The sequence below is a fragment of the Methylobacterium carpenticola genome, assembly GCF_042748905.1.
GTDB lineage: Bacteria > Pseudomonadota > Alphaproteobacteria > Rhizobiales > Beijerinckiaceae > Methylobacterium > Methylobacterium carpenticola.
In genome coordinates, this window is record NZ_JBHZEO010000001.1 from 3876352 (window position 1) to 3894019 (window position 17668).

The 17668-nt window shown below is 71.4% G+C and carries 18 protein-coding genes; 2 read left to right on the plus strand and 16 right to left on the minus strand.

Going from position 1 to position 17668, the window contains the following annotated elements:
* Positions 1-93 precede the first annotated feature (93 nt).
* The 8 genes from ACE101_RS18160 to ACE101_RS18195 form a co-directional block, all read right to left on the minus strand.
* On the minus strand, positions 94-1419 hold the full coding sequence (locus tag ACE101_RS18160; protein WP_379132269.1) for a TAXI family TRAP transporter solute-binding subunit: 1326 nt from the start codon (positions 1417-1419) through the stop codon (positions 94-96).
* Between the two features lie 49 nt (positions 1420-1468).
* Complete coding sequence (locus tag ACE101_RS18165) at positions 1469-1666, minus strand: hypothetical protein (RefSeq protein ID WP_379132272.1); 198 nt, start codon at positions 1664-1666, stop codon at positions 1469-1471.
* A gap of 640 nt (positions 1667-2306) precedes the next feature.
* Entirely contained in the window at positions 2307-3026 is a 720-nt protein-coding gene (locus tag ACE101_RS18170) for an ABC transporter ATP-binding protein (protein WP_379132275.1), read from the minus strand.
* Positions 3023-3814 (minus strand): ABC transporter ATP-binding protein, encoded by a 792-nt coding sequence (locus ACE101_RS18175; RefSeq protein ID WP_379132278.1) that lies wholly within the window; start codon positions 3812-3814, stop codon positions 3023-3025. The genes ACE101_RS18170 and ACE101_RS18175 overlap by 4 nt, the downstream gene beginning before the upstream one ends.
* Positions 3811-4656 carry a branched-chain amino acid ABC transporter permease gene (locus ACE101_RS18180; RefSeq protein ID WP_379132281.1) on the minus strand — a complete coding sequence of 282 codons (846 nt, stop codon included), beginning with the start codon at positions 4654-4656 and terminating at the stop codon, positions 3811-3813. Before ACE101_RS18180 ends, ACE101_RS18175 begins: the two co-directional genes overlap by 4 nt.
* Before the next feature lie 5 nt (positions 4657-4661).
* Positions 4662-5543: a branched-chain amino acid ABC transporter permease gene (locus ACE101_RS18185; protein ID WP_379132283.1), complete on the minus strand. Its 882-nt coding sequence runs from the start codon at positions 5541-5543 to the stop codon at positions 4662-4664.
* A 276-nt stretch (positions 5544-5819) separates the two neighbouring features.
* Entirely contained in the window at positions 5820-6929 is a 1110-nt protein-coding gene (locus tag ACE101_RS18190) for an ABC transporter substrate-binding protein (protein ID WP_379132286.1), read from the minus strand.
* Between the two features lie 276 nt (positions 6930-7205).
* The gene (locus ACE101_RS18195; protein ID WP_379132288.1) at positions 7206-7694 is read right to left on the minus strand and encodes an META domain-containing protein; all 489 of its coding nucleotides are present in this window, start codon (positions 7692-7694) and stop codon (positions 7206-7208) included.
* A gap of 272 nt (positions 7695-7966) precedes the next feature.
* Between ACE101_RS18195 and ACE101_RS18200 the strand changes: the two genes are divergently transcribed.
* Positions 7967-8269: a helix-turn-helix domain-containing protein gene (locus ACE101_RS18200; RefSeq protein WP_379132291.1), complete on the plus strand. Its 303-nt coding sequence runs from the start codon at positions 7967-7969 to the stop codon at positions 8267-8269.
* 111 nt (positions 8270-8380) lie between these two features.
* On the opposite strand, the gene ACE101_RS18205 is transcribed toward ACE101_RS18200, so the two are convergent.
* The 8 genes from ACE101_RS18205 to ACE101_RS18240 all read right to left on the minus strand — a co-directional run bounded on the left by ACE101_RS18205 (position 8381) and on the right by ACE101_RS18240 (position 16335).
* Positions 8381-9616, minus strand: a complete 1236-nt coding sequence (locus ACE101_RS18205) for an NAD(P)/FAD-dependent oxidoreductase (protein WP_379132293.1) — start codon at positions 9614-9616, stop codon at positions 8381-8383.
* 14 nt (positions 9617-9630) lie between these two features.
* Positions 9631-10371, minus strand: a complete 741-nt coding sequence (locus tag ACE101_RS18210; RefSeq protein ID WP_379138775.1) for an ABC transporter ATP-binding protein — start codon at positions 10369-10371, stop codon at positions 9631-9633.
* A gap of 50 nt (positions 10372-10421) precedes the next feature.
* Positions 10422-11195 (minus strand): ABC transporter permease, encoded by a 774-nt coding sequence (locus tag ACE101_RS18215; RefSeq protein WP_379132296.1) that lies wholly within the window; start codon positions 11193-11195, stop codon positions 10422-10424.
* 5 nt (positions 11196-11200) lie between these two features.
* Entirely contained in the window at positions 11201-12142 is a 942-nt protein-coding gene (locus ACE101_RS18220) for an ABC transporter substrate-binding protein (protein WP_379132299.1), read from the minus strand.
* Between the two features lie 137 nt (positions 12143-12279).
* Positions 12280-13458, minus strand: coding sequence for a sensor histidine kinase (locus ACE101_RS18225; protein ID WP_379132302.1), 1179 nt, complete (start codon positions 13456-13458; stop codon positions 12280-12282).
* A 51-nt stretch (positions 13459-13509) separates the two neighbouring features.
* Positions 13510-14286 carry an HAD-IA family hydrolase gene (locus tag ACE101_RS18230; protein ID WP_379132304.1) on the minus strand — a complete coding sequence of 259 codons (777 nt, stop codon included), beginning with the start codon at positions 14284-14286 and terminating at the stop codon, positions 13510-13512.
* Positions 14287-14375: 89 nt separating this feature from the next.
* Positions 14376-15236: a phosphoribulokinase gene (locus ACE101_RS18235; protein WP_379132307.1), complete on the minus strand. Its 861-nt coding sequence runs from the start codon at positions 15234-15236 to the stop codon at positions 14376-14378.
* A gap of 106 nt (positions 15237-15342) precedes the next feature.
* On the minus strand, positions 15343-16335 hold the full coding sequence (locus ACE101_RS18240; protein WP_379132310.1) for a fructose-bisphosphatase: 993 nt from the start codon (positions 16333-16335) through the stop codon (positions 15343-15345).
* A 201-nt stretch (positions 16336-16536) separates the two neighbouring features.
* Between ACE101_RS18240 and ACE101_RS18245 the strand changes: the two genes are divergently transcribed.
* Positions 16537-17493: a LysR family transcriptional regulator gene (locus ACE101_RS18245; protein ID WP_379132313.1), complete on the plus strand. Its 957-nt coding sequence runs from the start codon at positions 16537-16539 to the stop codon at positions 17491-17493.
* Positions 17494-17668: the final 175 nt, after the last annotated feature.

Below are 17668 nucleotides of genomic sequence, written 5' to 3' on the forward strand. Positions count from 1 at the left end.
GGGCCGCGAAGCGCGACCGGACAGGACGGGCGGGGAAAGCTGTTGCGTTGCAATATAAGGTGCGGCGCCCAACCGCAATAGGGACCAAACGTCCTATTCGGCGGCCCAGCTTTCCGAAGGGCCGGCCGGATGGACGTGGCCGCTCTGGATCAGCGCCCGCCGCTCGGCGATGGCCCGGCGGGCCTGATCGAGGCCGAGGGTGAAGGCGGCGACGCCCGCATTGTCGATCGCCCCCGTGCCCGCCCGGGCGAGGGCGGCGGCCAGGATCTCGTCGGCCTTGTGCTCCAGGTCGAACAATTCGTCCTCGTCCTCCACGTCCCGGGTCGCCCGCACGATGGCGAGGAGCTGGCGCAGCAGTTCCATGTCGCGGGCGCGCGAGCGGTTCGCCGCCCGCGAGACCAGGGTCGCGGCGGCCGAGCCCAGGATCGAGAGGCACATGACGAGGAGGTAGAACCAGTCGCCGTAGCGCTCGAAGAAGGTCTCGATCTCGCCGTCGTAATAGGCCTCGGCCCCCGGATGCAGGGGCAGCGAGGCGCCCTTGGCGGTCTCGGGCGCCTCGATCTGGTTGGCGAGCGGCACCTCGCCGACGAGGCCCGGCCGCGTCACGAAGATCAGGCGCGTCAGCTCCGAGACGGTGGAATCCGGCAGTTTCGCCTGGGCGACCAGCCGGTGGCTGACGCCGATCGTGGTGAAGGCCTCGGCCGGCCGCGGCGGCGTGCCGCCGAAGGTGCCGCGCCCGATCTCCACCGCTTCGAGGACGGGGGAGCGCCGCACGATCGCCGCCGCCTCGCCCACCGGGATGAAGCCGAGCTGCAGGCCCGCCCGGGCGATGCTGGCGACGGCCTCGCGCATGGTCGGCCCGGTGAGGGGCGCGACCACGAACACGGCATCGGCCTGGCCCTCCTTCAGCGCCCGGCCCGCGTCGTCGCCGTGGCCGAGGGGCACGACGGCGACGCTGCCGGGGGGCAATTCGTATTGTTCGAGCAGGGTGTCGAGGAGCTTCGCGTTGCCGACCTGCGGCCGCACCACGCCGACCCGCCGGCCGTTGAGGTCCGGCACCGTGGTGAGGGCGGGATCGGCGGTCATCAGCACCGCGGCGTCGCGGTGGAGGATCGCCACCGTCTGGGTGGAGGCCGGGATGCCGACATCGGAGCGGACCACCGCCAGGTCGGCCTTCTCGCGCTCCGCCACGGCCGCGCTCTCCGCGGTGCCGCTCGTCGGCACGACCCGCAGGCGCACGTCCTCGTGGTTGCGGGTGAGCGATTGGGCGATGGCCCCGATCATCCTCGTGTCCTCGCCGCCCGGCGGGCCGACCGCGACGCGCAGGGTGCTCGGCAGCCACGCCCATTGATAGGCGAGCAGCCCCGCCGCCAGCAGGGCGAGCAGGGCCGCGAGGGTGATCGGGACGTGGCGGCGCATCATCACCGATCAAGGTGCGGCGCGACCCCGTCCCTGGCAAGCGGCCGGGTCAGAGCGCCGCGCGGGCGGCGAAGCCGACCAGGGCGAGGAGCCCGGTTCCGACCATTGGTCCGAGGGCGGCGGCCACGAGCGCCGTCCCGTCGAAGGCCGGCGCGGCGCCGTAGCGCCCGTGGCGGATCCCGCGTCGTTTGAGGAGCGGCGGCGCGTCCTCGCGCGCCGCCGCTCCAGGCGTCCGACCCTGTTGCATTCTGCCATCCCTGCCCGCGTGTCTCGGCCGAAGCGACCGTCGCGGGTCCACGTTTCTGGGCCCCCATCAGAGGCCGGCAGGGTGAAGGGTCGGTGAATCGCGCCGCGAGGATTGCCGGCGTCGTAAACGGGAGGTTGATAGGGCCCTGAGGTCGATGGTGGCGCCCGCGACGACTCGGGCCGTGCCGGATTGAGCGCGTGATACGGTTTCCGGACGATCACTTTCGGAAACCGTATCACGAGCCCGCGCGGCGCCTGAGCGAGGCCGGTTTCCGCATCGCGAAGCGATCATCCGGAAACCGTATGACATCCGGCCGATGTTGTCTGCCGATGGCCCGGAGACCCTTCCTGTGAGCGTTCCCCTGTCCCGGACGACGGAAGCGTCAGCGGAGGGAGATCCGGGATTCGACGAGAGGAGTTGCCGCCAAGCGGCCCATCATTCCAGCACCGGTGACGACAAGCGGTCGCTTCGCGACGTCCCGCGCTGGGTCCCCGGCCGCATTCCGCTCTCGCTCCATGCGCGCAGGCCCGAACGGGCCCGGAAGGGGGGAGAGCTGGATCAGCGTCGCGCCGCGCGGCGTCATCGCGGGAGCGATGGGACCGGGATCGTGCCCCGGCGGGCGCGCCGGTCCTGCCCGGCTTCAGATGCCCAGATAGGCCGCCGCCACGTCCGGGTTGCGGGCCACCTCGGCGGCGGGGCCCTGGAGGCGGACGCGGCCGGTCTCCAGCACGTAGGCATCGTCCGCGATGGCGAGCGCCGCGCCGGCATTCTGCTCCACCAGGAGGATCGTCCGGCCCTCTTCGCGCAGGGCGGCGATGATGGCGAAGATCTCCTCCACGATGAGGGGGGCGAGGCCCATCGAGGGCTCGTCGAGGAGGAGGAGCTTCGGGTCGGCCATCAGGGCGCGGCCCATGGCGAGCATCTGCTGCTCGCCCCCCGAGAGGTAGCCGGCCTGCTGGGAGAGGCGCTCGCCGAGGCGCGGGAAGCGCGCCACCACGGCCTCCTGGCGCTGCGCGGCCTCCGCGTTGCTCACACGATAGCCGCCGAGCCGCAGATTCTCCGCCACCGTCATGTTGGCGAAGACCTGCCGCCCCTCCGGCACCTGCACGATGCCGCGCCGGGCGATGCGGTAGGCGGCCTCGCCGGCGATGTCCGCCTCCGCGCCGTCGCCCCACAGGATCTCGCCGCCGCGCGGCTTCAGGAGGCCCGAGAGGCCCCGCAGGATCGTGGTCTTGCCCGCCCCGTTCGAGCCGATCAGCGAGACGATCCGGCCCCGGGGCACCGTGAGATCGAGCCCGTGGACCACGTCGGCCCGGCCGTAGCCGAGGCGCAGGCCCCTGACGGTGAGGAGGGCGCTCACGAGGCCGCTCCCTGCGGGGCCGCCGCCTTGGTGCCGAGATAGGCCTCGATCACGGCCGGGTGGGCGCGCACCTCGGCGGGGGTGCCGTCCGCGATGCGGCGGCCGAAATTCAGCACGGTGAGGCGGTCGCACAGGCTCATGACGAGGGGCATGTCGTGCTCGACGAGGAGCAGGGTGAGGCCGCGCTCGTCGCGCAGCCGCCGCAGCAGGCCGAGGAGGGCGTGGGTCTCGGCCGGGTTCATGCCGGCCGCCGGCTCGTCGAGGAGGACGAGGCGCGGCTCGCAGGCCAGCGCCCGGGCGATCTCGAGCCGGCGCTGGTCGCCGTAGGGCAGGCTGCCGGCGCGCCGCTCCGCCGCTTCCGTGAGGCCGACGAAGGCGAGGAGATCGCGGGCGCGCGCCTTGGCGGCCCGCTCCTCCGCCCGGAAACCCGGCGTGCGCAGCAGGATGCCGAGCCCGGAGGAGAGGCGCGCATGCATCCCCGTCATCACGTTCTCCAGCACCGTCATCTCGGAGAAGATGCGGATGTTCTGGAAGGTGCGGGCGAGCCCGAGCGCCGTGCGCCGGTAGGGCGGCAGGCCGTCGAGGGAGCGGCCGTCGAGACGCACGCTGCCCGCCGTGGGGGCGAGCACGCCGGAGAGCAGGTTGAACAGGGTGGTCTTGCCGGCGCCGTTCGGGCCGATGAGGCCGTGGACGGTGCCCTCGCGCACGGCGATGTCGACGCTGTCGACGGCGAGCAGGCCCTGGAAGCGCCGGGTCAGGCCTTCGGCGGCGAGGAGGGGGGCGCTCATCGGGTCCCCGTCCGGGCGATGCGCCAGGGCAGGATGCCCCGCGGCATGAACAGGACCGCGATCACGATGATGAGACCGTTCACCATGAGCCGGAAATCCGCGAGCGGGCGCAGCACCTCCGGCAGCAGGGTGAGGATCGCGGCACCGAGGACGGGCGCCGCCGGCGAGCCGATGCCGCCGAGGAGCGCGTAGCTGAGGATCGTCACGGCCGTCTCGAAACCGTACTCGTTGGGTCCGATGAAGGAGGAGACGTGGGCCGACAGGCAGCCGGCGATGCCGGCCAGCGCCGACGAGACCACGAGGGCGGTCATGCGGTAGCGCGGCAGGTTCACCCCCATCACGCCGGCCGCCGCCTCGTCCTCGCGCATCGCCTCCATGGCCCGCCCGACCCGCGAGCGCGCCACCAGGACGAGGCCGACGAGCACCACCGCGAGGGTGCCGTAGATCGCGCCCACGCCGCCCTTCTCGGGGATGCTGGAGAGGCCGAGCGCCCCGCCCGCATAGTCCCAGTTCAGGAAGACGATGCGGGTGATCTCGCCGAGCCCGATCGTGGCGATGGCGAGGTAGACCCCGGTGAGCCGCAGCGTCGGCCCGCCGACCACGAGGGCGATCAGGGCCGGGACCAGGGCGGCGGCGGCCATCGAGACCGCGAAGGGCGTGCCGAACTTCACGGTGAGCAGCGCCCCCGTATAGGCGCCCACCCCCATGAAGGCCGCTTGGCCCAGGGAGAGCTGGCCCACCGCCAGCACCACGTAGATCGAGAGGGCGAGCAGCCCGTTCACCCCGATGCCGTGGATGAGGCTCTGATAGGTCCAGTAGAAGTCGTCGAGGGCCTCCCACATGGCGGTCAGGCTCGCTTGGCGGCGGCGCGGCCGAACAGGCCGAGCGGGCGGAACCACAGGGTGGCGACGAGGAGCGCGAAGGCGGTGAGGTCCTTGAAGGTCGAGGACAGGTAGGCGGCGGTGAGCACTTCGGCGAAGCCGAGGATCAGGCCGGCGAGCAGCGCCCCGCGCAGGTCCCCGAGGCCGCCCACGATGATCACCGCGAAGCCGCGCAGCATCATGTGCTCGCCCATGAAGGGCTGGATGGCGTTGAAGTTGAGCCCGACCAGCACCCCCGCCGCGCCGCCGATGGCGCCGGACAGGAAGGAGACGACGCGCAGCATCAGCCCGCCGTTGATGCCCATCAGCGCCGCCGCGTCCGGGTTCTCGGCCACCGCCCGGATGGCGAGGCCGAGGCGCGAGCCGCGCACCAGCGCCATCAGGGCGGCCACGAAGGCGAGGGCCGCGCCCACGATCAGGAGCTGGGTGGTGCCGATGCGCACGGCGCCGAGGCTGAAGGCGCCGCCGTCGAACACCGCCGCCGGGAAGCGGCGGATCTCGGTGCCGAGCGAGGCGGCGAGGCCCGCATAGAGGAACAGCGTCGCGCCCAGCGTCACCATCAGCGAGGCGAGTTCCGGCGCCTTGGTCTTGCGCAGGCGGGTGAGCAGCAGGGTGTCGATCGCCACCGCGATCAGGCCCGCGACCACGGCGCCCACCGGCAGGGCGGCCACGATGCCGAGGTTGAGGCTCTGCGTCGACCACAGGGCCGCGAAGGCCCCGATGGCGAAGTAGACGCCGTAGGTCAGGTTGATCACGCCCATGACGCCGAACATCAGCGTGAAGCCGAGGGCGAAGAGCGCGTAGGTCGCCCCGAGGACGACGCCGTTGACGAGCTGCTGCTCAAGCATGGGGAGGACTGGGGGTTGTGGGGCTGGTGCTGCGGGCGGGCGCGGGATCTTCGATCCCCCGGCCCCTCTCCCACCCGGGAGAGGGGGAACCGCGCCGGACTTCAAGCTGCCGGCCCGGATCGAAACGGATTTCCCCACGCCGGGCCCAGGGGTTCGGCGCTTCTGCGGCCATCTCTGCTCCCTCACGCTTTTCCCGCATCCCGTGCGGATGAGAGCCGGCGAGGCCCTCGGGAGGCGCGCGTCGAGGGTGGCCCGCGCGCCCCCGACGCGCCGGGCCTATTCCAGAAGCTGGAACTTGCCGCCCTTCATGGTGAGCACGACGACGCCCGAGGTGTCGGCCGGGTCGCGGCTCTCGGAGAACGAGAACGGACCCATCACGCCCGTGTGCTTCACCTTGATCAGCGCGTCCTTGATCTTCTCGGATTCCGGCGCGCCGGCCGCGTCGATCGCCTTCGCGACGATGAACAGGGTGTCGTAGGCCTGGGCGGCGAACTGGTCGGGGCTATCGCCGTACTTCTCGCGGAAGGCGGTCACGAAGGACTGGTTCGCCGGGTCCTTCTTGCCGATGAACCAGGGGCTGCCGACGATGGTGCCGTCCGCCGCCGTGCCGGCGATCTCGCCGAGCTTCGGCGAGTTCAGGCCGTTGCCGCCGATGATGAACACCTTCGGGTCGATGCCGAGCTGGCGGGCCTGGAGGGCGATGCCGGACGCCGCCTCGACCAGGGCCGAGAGCACGATTGCGTCCGGGTTCAGACCCTTGATCTTGGTGAGCTGGGCCGAGAAGTCGGAATCCTTGGAGCCGAAGGTCTCGGTGGTGAGGACCTCGATGCCGAGCGTCGCGAGCGCGCCCTTCATCACGTCGTAGGCCGACTTGGTGAAGGCGTCGTCGTTGCCGTACATCACGGCGACGCGCTTGACGTTGAACTTCTCCTTGGCGGTCCGCAGCGTCACCGGGATGACATCCGCCTCCGGCAGGGAGGTGCGGAACACGTAGGGACCGATGGCCGTGATGCCGTTCGCCGTGGTCGAGGTGCCGACGATCGGAACCTTGCGCTCGTTGGCGACGGGGCCGGCGGCGAACATCTCGTTCGAGAGGGTGGGCCCGAGGATCAGCGGAACCTTGTCGCGGCCGATGAGCTTGCGGGCGGCGTTGAGCGCCTGCTCCTTGGCGCCCGCCGAGTCCTCGTAGGCGAGGGCGAGCGGCCGGCCGCCCAGCACGCCGCCGTTCTTGTTGATCTCGGCCAGGGCGAGATCGAAGCCGCGCTGGATCGCGATCCCGTAACGGCTGTTGGGGCCGGTCAGGATCTCGATGGCCCCGACCTTCACCGGCGCCTTGTCCTGCGCCTGCGCGCCCACGACGGCTCCGGCCATCAGGGCCGCGGCCATCAAACCTCTCATCAGCACCCGCATCTCGTGCCTCCCTTGCACCGTCTGGCCGCGCGCCGCCTCCCTCCGCGAGCCGCACCGCGGACAGGGCGCCGGTCTTCTTGGACAGATCGCTGCCGCCTTAGAGCAGCCGCGGGCGAGGGACAATCGGCATTCCATGCGCGAACGCCGCGGATTCGCGCGCGAGACGCGAATCGCGGCCGTTCTTCATCCGGCTCGAACGAAAAAAGCGGACCCGCCGGGCGGATCCGCTGGTCGATCGACCGGATCGATCGGTCAGAGCGAGCGGTCGAAGCGCAGCTCGCCGGCCTGGGACTTGATGACAAGCTGCGAGCCGACCATGTCCCACTGCCCCGAGGTGCGGAACGCCGAGAGGAACTGCATCTCGGCCGCGCTCAGGGCCTTGTCGCAGGACTTCTTGGTGATGGCGAGCGGACCCACCGCGAGGTGCTGCTCCTTCAGCGGAAAGGCCGTCGCCGCGAAGGTGTTGCAGCCGCCGAAGCCGCGCGCGCGGTACTGCTTGTCGATGATGAAGCTCGGACGGTCGCCGCCCGAGAAGGGCTTGCCGTTCAGGCTCACCGCCGTCCAGGTGGAATCGAGCGGGAAGATCTTCTCCTGCGCCTTGGCCGCCGGGATGTACTGCTTCTGCTCCTGCTTGTCGCGGTTCTTCTGACCGTAGCCGAGCATCGACTGCGCCGACGCCTGAGTGGCAAAAGCCACGAGCGCGACGGCACCGGCCGCGGCCGCCATCCGTATCGCCATCATTGGTTGCCCCATCGAGCCTTGCTGTTGCGGCGGACCTTAGTGAGGCGAGCGGAGCCGTGCAACCCTCCGGCCGGGCGCGCATTCGCGCGCGTCGGGGAGAAGTCGAGACTCGTCGATGACTGTTGTATTTTTGCAGCGAGCTTGGCTGTACGGTGGCGTGAGCCGGCGAAAGCTTGGCCGTAAGGCAACGAATGGCCCGTCCCGCCGTTAGCCTGGGTGAAGCGCCGCGGGCGGAGACGCCCGTCCGGGGCTGACAGGCGAAGGGGTGAACGGTGAACGGCGGCAGCGACATCACGGCAGGGCAGGTGCGGCGGGCGAGGGATCTGCTCGGATGGTCGGAGGCGGATCTCGCCCTGCGCGCCAACGTCGACGCGGCGGCGATCCGCAGCTTCGAGTCGGGAACCTACCCGCCGGGGCGCGGGCAGCGGGATGCGCTCCGCGGCGCCCTGATCGCCGCCGGCGTGACCTTCACGGAGGGGCCGGAGCCCGGCGCGCGCCTGCGCGGCAGCGCCCCGGTGAACGACGGCATCCACCCGCGCGAACTCACCACCGAGAACGACGACGGAACGAGCTGAGGCGTCTCATACGGTTTCCGGATGATCGCTTCGCGATGCGGAAACCGGCCTCGCTCAGGCGCCGCGCGGGCTCGTGATCCGGTTTCCGAAAGTGATCGTCCGGAAACCGTATCAGGCGGCCGAGAGCGCGAAGGCCTTGAGGTCGAAGCCGGGATCGGCGGCCTCCGCGGGCGTCGGGCTGAGACCCGCCTGCAGGAGGCGCCGGGCGATCATGTGGTCGGCCGGCCGGTTGAGGGATTCGACGGCGCTGAGCCGGCCGTTCCGGTAGCGGAAGACCGAGAAGCCCGAGCCCGGCGTGCCGCGTGTCACGGCGTCGTCGGCGGGGGTGCTCAACCCGGCGATCTGGAGCTTCAGGGAGCCCTGGTCGCTCCAGAACCACGGCACCGCCGTGTAGGCGGCGGGCCGGCCGGTGAGGCGGGCCGCCACGCAGCGCGCGCCGTCGACCGCGTTCTGGACCGATTCGATCCGCACGCGCGCGCCGTCCGCGTGGGGGGAGGGATGGGCCGCGCAGTCGCCGATCGCGGAGATCGCCGGATCGGTCGTCGCCAGCATCGCGTCGGCCGCGATGCCGTTGCCCACGGCGAGGCCGGCCGCCTCGGCGAGGTCCTGGTTCGGCAGGACGCCGATGCCGACGAGGACGAGATCGGCCGGGACCGTCTCGCCGCCCCGGACGACCACCCCGGTCGCCCGCTCGCGGCCGGCGATCGCCTCCACCTGCGCCCCGAACAGGAAGCGCACCCCCGCTGCCGCCTGCGCCTCCGTCATCGCGCCCGCCATGGTGGCGGAGAGCGCGCGGGCGAGCGCCCGGTCGAGCCCCTCGATCACCGTGACGGCGATGCCCTTGCCGGCGCAGACGGCGGCGAATTCGAGCCCGATGAAGCCGGCCCCCACCACCGCCACCCGCGCGACCCCGTCGAGGGCGGCCTTCAGCGCGTCGGCCTCCGCGAGGCTGCGCAGCTGGTGGACGCCCGGCAGGTCGGCGCCCGGCACCGGCAGGGGGCGGTTGCGCGTGCCGGTCGCGAGCACGAGATGCGCGAAGGGCAGGGCCTCGCCCGAGGCGAGGGTGACCCGCTGCGCCGCCCGGTCGATCGCCGTCACGCGCTCGCCGGAGCGGACCGTGATGGCGTGCTCGGCGTAGTAGGCCGGCGGGCGCAGCAGCAGGCCCGCCGCATCGGTCCTGCCGGTCAGGTAGGCCTTCGAGAGCGGCGGGCGCCCGTAGGGCAGGCCCGGCTCGTCGCCGATCAGCGTCACCGGGCCGTGATAGCCGCCCTCGCGCAGGGAGGCGCCGAGCTGGAAGCCGCCCTGTCCGGCGCCCACCACCACGATGCCCTCCGCGGCGATCCCCATGACGACCTCCCTGTCTAATGCTCCTGCGCGGCCAGCACGGCCTCGCTGCGGATTTCCTCCGTCAACCGGGCCTTGAGGTCCGAGAAGGCGGGGCTCGTCTTCACGGTGTAGTGGCGCGGATGCGCGAGGTCGACCGGGACGTCGGCCTTGATGCGTCCGGGGCGGGCGGTCATCACCACCACCCGGGAGGCCATGAACACCGCCTCCTCGATGTCGTGGGTGACGAAGATCACGGTCTTGCGCTCGCGCTCCCAGATGCCGAGGAGCAGTTCCTGCATCAGGCCGCGGGTCTGGTTGTCGAGGGCGCCGAAGGGCTCGTCGAGGAGCAGGATCGCCGGGTCGTTGGCCAGCGCTCGGGCGATGGCCGTGCGCTGCTGCATGCCTCCCGAGAGCTGCTTGGGGTAGTGCCCCTCGAAGCCGCGCAGGCCCACCTTGTCGATATAGGCGGCCACGATCTCCCGGCGCTCGGCGACGGGCACGCTGCGCTCGCGCAGGCCGAAGGCGATGTTCTCGGCCACGGTGAGCCAGGGGAACAGGGTGTAGGACTGGAACACCATGCCCCGGTCCGGCCCGGCCCGGCGCACCTCCCTGCCCCCGACCAGGACCCGGCCTGCGCTCGGCGTGTCGAGCCCGGCGACGATGCGCAGGAGCGTCGACTTCCCGCAGCCCGACGGCCCCAGGATGGTGATGAAGTCGTTGGCCGCGACCGTGAGGTCGGTGGGGTCGAGGGCGCGCAGGGGCGAGCGCCCGCCCATGCCGGGGAAGACCCGCGACACGCCCTCGATCGCGACGGCGGCGGGGGCGCTCACGCGAGCTTCCACCGGAAGAGCTGCCGGTTGACCGCCTTGAACAGGAAATCCGAGGCGAGCCCGATCAGCCCGATGACGATGATGCCGAAGATGATCTGGCCCGTCGCCAGCAGCGCCTGGCTCTCGATGATCATGTGCCCGATGCCCGAGGAGGAGCCGATCAGCTCGGCGACGATGACGTAGGTCCAGGCCCAGCCGAGCACGAGGCGCAGGATCTCGGCGATGTCGGGGGCGGTGGCCGGGATCAGCACCCGGCGGATGATGCCGGCGTCGCTCGCGCCGAGCGTGTAGGCGGCCTCCACGAGGTCGCGCCGCACCTGGCCCACCGAGACCGCCACCATCAGCACGATCTGGAACACCGAGCCGATAAAGATGACGAGGAGCTTCTGCATCTCGCCGATCCCCGCCCACAGGATCAGGAGCGGCACGAAGGCCGAGGCCGGCAGGTAGCGGGCGAAGGAGACGAAGGGCTCGAAGAACGCCTCGATGGGCTTGTAGGCGCCCATCAGGATCCCGAGCGGCACCGCGACCGCCGCGGCGAGGACGAAGCCGCCGACCACGCGCCAGACCGTGACGCCGATATCCGACAGGAAGCCGAACCGCGTGAGCAGGAGCCAGCCGTCCTGCAGCATGGTGAGCGGGTCGGCCAGGAAGGTCGCGGGCACGAAGCCGCCCAGCGTCGCGACGGCCCAGGCCAGCACGAACAGGACGAAGAACCCGATCCCGAGGGCCGCGCGCGGGGCGCGGCCGACCGGCTGGAGCGGACGCATGCCGCTCACTGGATGAAGCGGGAATCCGCCAGCGCGTCGATATCCGGCTTCTGCTTGATGATGCCGATCTCGAGCAGCAGGTCGGCCGCCTCGTTCGAGAACTTCTGCAAGTCGCCCGCGAAGAACGCCTTGTTGGCGGCGCGGTCCTGCCAGCGCAGGAACTTCGCCGAGGCGGCGAAGGCCTCTCCGGTCTGCTTGACGTCGGCGCCCATGATCTCGAACGCCTTGGCCTGGTCCCTGGCGATGAGGTCGAGGGCCTCGAAGTAGCTGTCGGCGAGGGCCTTGGCGGCCTTCGGGTTCTGGTTCAGGAAGTCCGGCGTGCAGCCGAACGTGTCCATGATGATCGGGTAATCGAGGGTGGTGGCGATGATCTTGCCCGATTGCGGGGCGGCCCGGACCGTGGAGAGGTAGGGTTCGTAGGTCACCGCCGCGTCGTTCTGGCCGGCCACGAAGGCCTGGGCGGCCGGGCCGGGCTCCAGGTTGACCACCTTCACGTCCTTCAGGGACAGGCCGTTCTGCTTGAGCATCCAGGCCAGGGTGAAGTAGGGCGCGGTGCCGGGCACGGAGGCGGCGACGGTCTTGCCCTTGAGGTCCTTGATCGCGGCGACGTCGTTGCGCACGACCATGCCGTCCGCGCCGTAGGACTTGTCGAGCTGGAAGATCTGCTTGGTCGGCACGCCGTTGGCGTTCCACACCACCCAGGTCTCGACGGTGGTCGCCGCGCATTGCACGTCGCCCGAGCGGATGGCGAGGTGGCGGCTGGCCTGCGGGATCTTCTTGATGGTGACGTCGAGGCCGTTCTTCTGGAAGATGCCGGAATCCTTGGCGAGGGTGAGCGGGGCGAAGCCCGTCCAGCCGCTCATGCCGATCGTCACCTTGGTGTCCTGCGCGAAGGCCGGTGCCGTCAGCATCGCGGCGAGGCCCATCCCGATCGCAGCCGCTCTCATCCCGTCCTCCTGCTGCCCCATCGCCGCCAAGGCGCGCCGACCTTTCGTAGCGGCGGCGCCCTCAATTGTATAGACATATTGGCGGGCAGCCTGCCTGCCTGAGAGGCAGTTTTCCGGTGTTCCGGCGGCGAAGGCCGTCAGTCGAGGGGCATGTCCAGAACGAAGCGGGCGCCCGGGTTGTTCGGCTCGGCGGTCAGCCGGCCGTCGAGCTGGCGGGTGAGATTGTTGATGATCTTGAGCCCGAGGCTGCGCTGGCGGGAATGCACGTCGAAGCCCGGGGGCAGGCCGACACCGTTGTCCGACACGTCGACGCGCAGCCGGTCGCCGCGCACGGCGACGCGGACATGGACCGGGCCGGTGCCGCCCGGATAGGCGTACTTGACCGCGTTGGTGACGAGTTCGTTGACCATCAGGCCGATCGGGATCGCCTGATCGGCGGCGATCACCCGCGGATCGGCCTCGCAATGCAGCGGGTGGCCGGGCGCGGCCTCCTGCAGCTTGCTCACGAGCTCGCGGACGAAGCCCGAGACCTCGACCGTGCCCACGTGCAGCCCGCGCCAGAGATGGTCGTGCACCTGCGCCACCGTGGCGATGCGCGCGCCCGCATCCTCCAGGGCGTAGCGCACCTCCTCCGAGTGGGTGTCGCGCGATTGCAGGCGCAGCAGGCCCGCCACGACGCCGAGGCTGTTCTTCACCCGGTGGCTCATCTCGCGGGCGAGGAGCGCCTGGTGGTCGAGGGCGTCGCGCAGGCGCAGGTCGGCCTGGGCCCGCTCCACCCCGAGGCCGATCAGCCCGGCGAGGCCCGCCAGGAAGTCCTGATCGGCCCGGTCGAAGCCCGGATCCTCCCGGCCGCAGACCTCCAGCACCCCGTAGGCGCGCCGGCCATCCTCCCCGAGCACGATCGGCACGTTGACCGCGTGGCGGATGCCCGCTCCCCCGAAGGGGTCGGGCAGGCGGAAGCGCGCGGTGTCGGGCAGGCCGTTGGCGAGCACCCCCGCCCCGGTGCGGAAGGCGTAGGCCGCGGGGGCCGCCTCGTCCGCCGCCGGACAACTCGCCCCGAGGATGACGTCGGGCCAGCCGGTCGCGGCCTTGATCAGGAAATCGTGATCGTGCGGGCGATACTCGAGGACATGCGCGCAGGGCGCGCCGAGACCCTCGGCCGCCGCATCGCTCGCCCGCTGGAGAAAGGCACCGAAATCGCGGCTCTGGAGAAGCATCCGCGTGAGGGAGCCGAGGAAACCCTGCTGCCGGAGCCGGTAGGGCAGCTCCGCGCGCCCGGATTCCGTCACGTCCCGGTTCGACCACTCACCCGACATCGAGGGAATCCACCAAGCCGTACCCGTCCCGCCGTCGCGGAAGCCGGAGTCTTACGCCATCCCTCCGGCAGGACAAGCGGCGGCCCAGCGCCCGTGCCACGTCCGCAAGGCAGCGACGGAGACCATGCCGTGCGGCCAGGGCTCGCCCGCGAGGAGCCGGTGCGGGCATCCCGGCTCGCCGAGGTCGGAGACGACCGCCGACGCCTCGCCGAGATCGTCCGCCGGGAGCGACCGGCTCGGCGTCGCCACGACCGGCAGGCCGGCCCCCCGCGCAGCCTTCAGGCCGTTCGCCGAATCCTCGAAGGCGACCGCCTCCGCCGCCGCGATGCCGAGCCGGTCGAGGGCGAGCGCGTAGATCGCCGGGGCCGGCTTCTTGTCCGCGACGGCGTCCCCCGCCGCCACGAGGTCGAACGGCCGGTCCTCCGCCGGGAACAGGGCGGCGATGAGGGCCGCGACGTTGTCGGGATGGCTCGTCGTCGCGATGGCGAGACGCAGGCCCGCGGCCTTCGCCTCCGCGACGAGCCGCAGGACGCCCGGCCGGGCGACGAGCCGCCCCTGCGCCACCAGCTCCCCGTAGGCCCGGGTCTTGGCGGCGTAGATCTCCGGCAGGAGCGGGCCGATGCCGTCGATGCCCGGCGGCCGGTAGCGGGCGAGGTAGTGCCGCAGCCGCTCCTTGCCGCCCGTCACCTGGAGCAGGTCGGCATAGAGCGCCTCGTCCCAGGAGAAGGGGAGCCCGTGGCGCGCGAAGGCGAGGTTGAACGATTCCCGGTGCAGGGGCTCGGTCTCGGCCAGCGTGCCGTCCACGTCGAAGATGAGAGCCTTGAGCACCGCGCGGTCATCCTTTGGACCTTGGTCTATAGCGCGGGGCCGGCCGGCTGGGGAGCCGGCAAATCGGGGCCGGGGCCGCTATGTGGCCGCTAGAGCAATCGCCGGCGGCGCTCCACGAGCTGGAGGATCATCGGCGTCAGGATGAGCTGCATGGCGAGGTCGAGCTTGCCGCCCGGGATGACGACGGAATTGGCCCGCGACATGAAGCTGCCGGCGATCATCGAGATCAGGTAGGGGAAGTCGATGCCCTTGGGGTCGCGGAAGCGGATCACCACCATCGATTCGTCGGCGGTCGGGATCCAGCGGGCGATGAAGGGGTTCGAGGTGTCGACCGTCGGGATGCGCTGGAAGTTGATGTCCGTGTTGGTGAATTGCGGGCAGATGACGTTCACGTAGTCGGGCATCCGGCGCAGGATCACGTCGGTGACCGCCTCGGTGGAATAGCCCCGCGTCGCCCGGTCCCGGTGCAGCTTCTGGATCCATTCGAGGTTGATCACCGGCACCACGCCGATCTTGAGGTCGGCGTATTGCGCGATGTTGAGGCGCTCGTTGTGCACGGCGCCGTGCAGGCCCTCGTAGAAGAGCAGGTCGGATTCCTCGGCGAACTCCTCCCAGGCCGAGAAGGTGCCGGGCGCGCCGCCCCAGCGCTCGGCATCGCTGCGGTCGTGGATGTAGTGGCGGGTGCGCCCGCGGCCGGATTCGGCGTAGGAGCGGAAGACGGCTTCGAGTTCGGCGAGCAGGTTCGCCCGCTCGCCGAAATGGCTCAGCGTCGGTTCCGCGGCCATGGCCTTGCGCATGGTGGCGCGGTCCATGGAGTGGAAGGCGTCGCCCTCGATATAGACCGCCGTGACGCTCTCGCGCCGGAAGATCTGCTCGAAGGTGTTGCGCACCGACGTGGTGCCGGCTCCCGAGGAGCCCGTCACCGAGATGATCGGGTGGAGAGCGGACATCGTGCAGCCAGTCCCGTTGCGGGAATCCCGATCCTATGGATGCCGGTTCGGCAGGCAAAACGCGACCGCACCAAAGGTCCAGACATCCCGCCTCAGGGGGAGCGCCTCAGGCGCGCAGCAGGCCGCGCTGGCCGAAGAGCGGCGAGCGGGCCCCGGTGTGGCGGCGGCCGTCGTGGTACTTGCCGACGCAGGCGACCTCCTCGGCCGAGCCGAACACGAAGGGCGTGCGCTGGTGCAAGTCGAGGGCCGCGCGGTCGAGGATCGGGGAGTCGCGCCCATCCGTCGCGGCGCCCCCCGCCGCCTCCATGACGAGAGCGATGGCCGCGGCCTCGTGCACGAGGCGGGTGGGGCCGTTGGCCCGGCCGCGGCGGCTCTCGGCCGGCATCATCTGCACGCCGCCCCGTGACAGGACGCGGTGGGCACCCGCGGCGAGGGAGGCGCACCAGGCCATGGCGAAGTCCTGCCCCCGCGGTCCGTCGAGGCCGCGCAGGCAATCGTCCACGAAGGCGCGCATCGGCGCCTCCCAGAAGCGGGCATTGGCGGCGTCGATCCCGTAGAGCGGGCTCGTCGGCGGGATCGCCACCGCGTCGCGGCTGAGGTGGAACACGCCCGAGGCCGGGTCGAGGGTGAAGATCCGGGCGACGCCGCCCCAGGTCAGGGCGAGGTCGGTGCGCGGGCCGTAGGTGACGAACCCGGCGGCCAGCTGCCGGCGCCCCGGCTGGCGGAAGGCCTCGCCGTCCGCGGCCGGTCGCAACGAGAAGATGGTGCCGGCGGGCATGTTGCCGTCGAGGGTGTCCGCCCCGTCGAGAGGGGCGAGGGCGACGGCGAGGGCGCCGCCCGGGTCGAGCACCTCCGCGCCCTCCGCCTCCCGCAAGGCGAGGAGCGCCGTCGGCGTGTCGCGCAGGGCCGCGGTGAAGCGCGCCCGCACCGCCCCCTCGAGGCCGTTCGGGCCGGATCCGCTCTCGGGCCGGACGGTCCGGAGGAGGGCGCTGGTCTCGGCCGCCACGGCGGCGAGCGCCGTCAGAACGGCCGCGACCGCACGATCGCCACCACCCTCCTCGCCCGCGAGGCAGGCGCCGAGGGGCGTCCCGAACTGCATCACGCCATCCCTTCCGTGCTCGGCGCTTCCTGCTCTGCACATCCGGGTCCGATCCCGGGAGCCCGTGCCGGAAGCCGTCGCCTCAGGCCCGTGGGTCGCCTTGGCTGCAACTATGAGGGGGCTGGTCCCCGCGGGCAAATGTGAAAAAACTTGCCTCCCTGTTCAAAAAAAATGAGCATGGGGCGAAGGCGGCAGGATGTGATGCGCAATCTCTCCCTCAAGCAGCTCCAGGCCGTGGCGGCGATCGCGCGGCTCGGCACGATGACGCGCGCCGCGCAGGAGCTGAACGTGACACCCGCGGCCCTCACCGCCCGCATCAAGTCGCTGGAGGACGAGGCGGGCCTGCTGCTGTTCGACCGCACCAGCGCCGGCCTGAAGCCCACCGATGCGGGGCGCGAGATGCTGTGGGCGATCGACAGCATCAACACGGTGCTGGAGACCTGCACGGAGCGCCTGAAGGCCCTGCGGGGCGGCAGCGGCGGCCGGGTGTCGATCGGCGTCGTCTCGACCGCCAAGTACTTCGCGCCGCAGATCATCGGCGGCTTCGTGCATCAATACCCCTCCGTGGAGATCGACCTCGTGGTCGGCAACCGGGGGGCGACGCTCGAATCGATCCGGGACTACAAGGTCGACCTTGCCATCATGGGGCGTCCGCCGCGGGATTTCCCGATCGCGGCGGAATCCTTCGGTCCGCACCCGCTGGTGGTGATCGCCGCGCCGGGGCACCGCCTCGCCGGCCGCATCGGACTGACCCGGGCGGATCTCGCCGAGGAGCCGTTCCTGGTGCGGGAATACGGCTCGGGCACCCGCACGGTGTTCGAGGAGTTCATGACCGGCGTGATGATCAAGCGCGCCCGGTTCGGCATCGACAGCGGCTCGAACGAGACCATCAAGCAGACCGTGATGGCGGGCCTCGGGATCGCGCTGATCTCGGGCCACACGGTGGCCGCCGAGGTGGCGAGCCGCCGCCTCGTGCTCCTCGACGTCGAGGGCCTGCCGATCCGCCGGGAGTGGTTCGTGGTGCGGCGCGCCGACAAGGTGCTGAGCCCGGCCGCGCGGGCGCTGTGGGATTACGTCGTGAAGGACGGCGCATCCTGGCTGCCCACGCTGCCCCTGCGACCCCCGGTCGCCACGGCCGGGGCGAATGCGGCGGCGTGAGGGACGACGGCGGGGAGGCTTGATTTCCGGAGGGGCGACGCCGTGCGCTCATCCCGGTCGTGAGCTCATCGGCTGAACGAGCCCGGAAGGCGCCTCACGCCAACTCAGCATGAGGACGGGTTGCGCATGCACGCCGTAGGCTTTGATATCTGTGCTTTGCCCGCTGGTTTCTCTT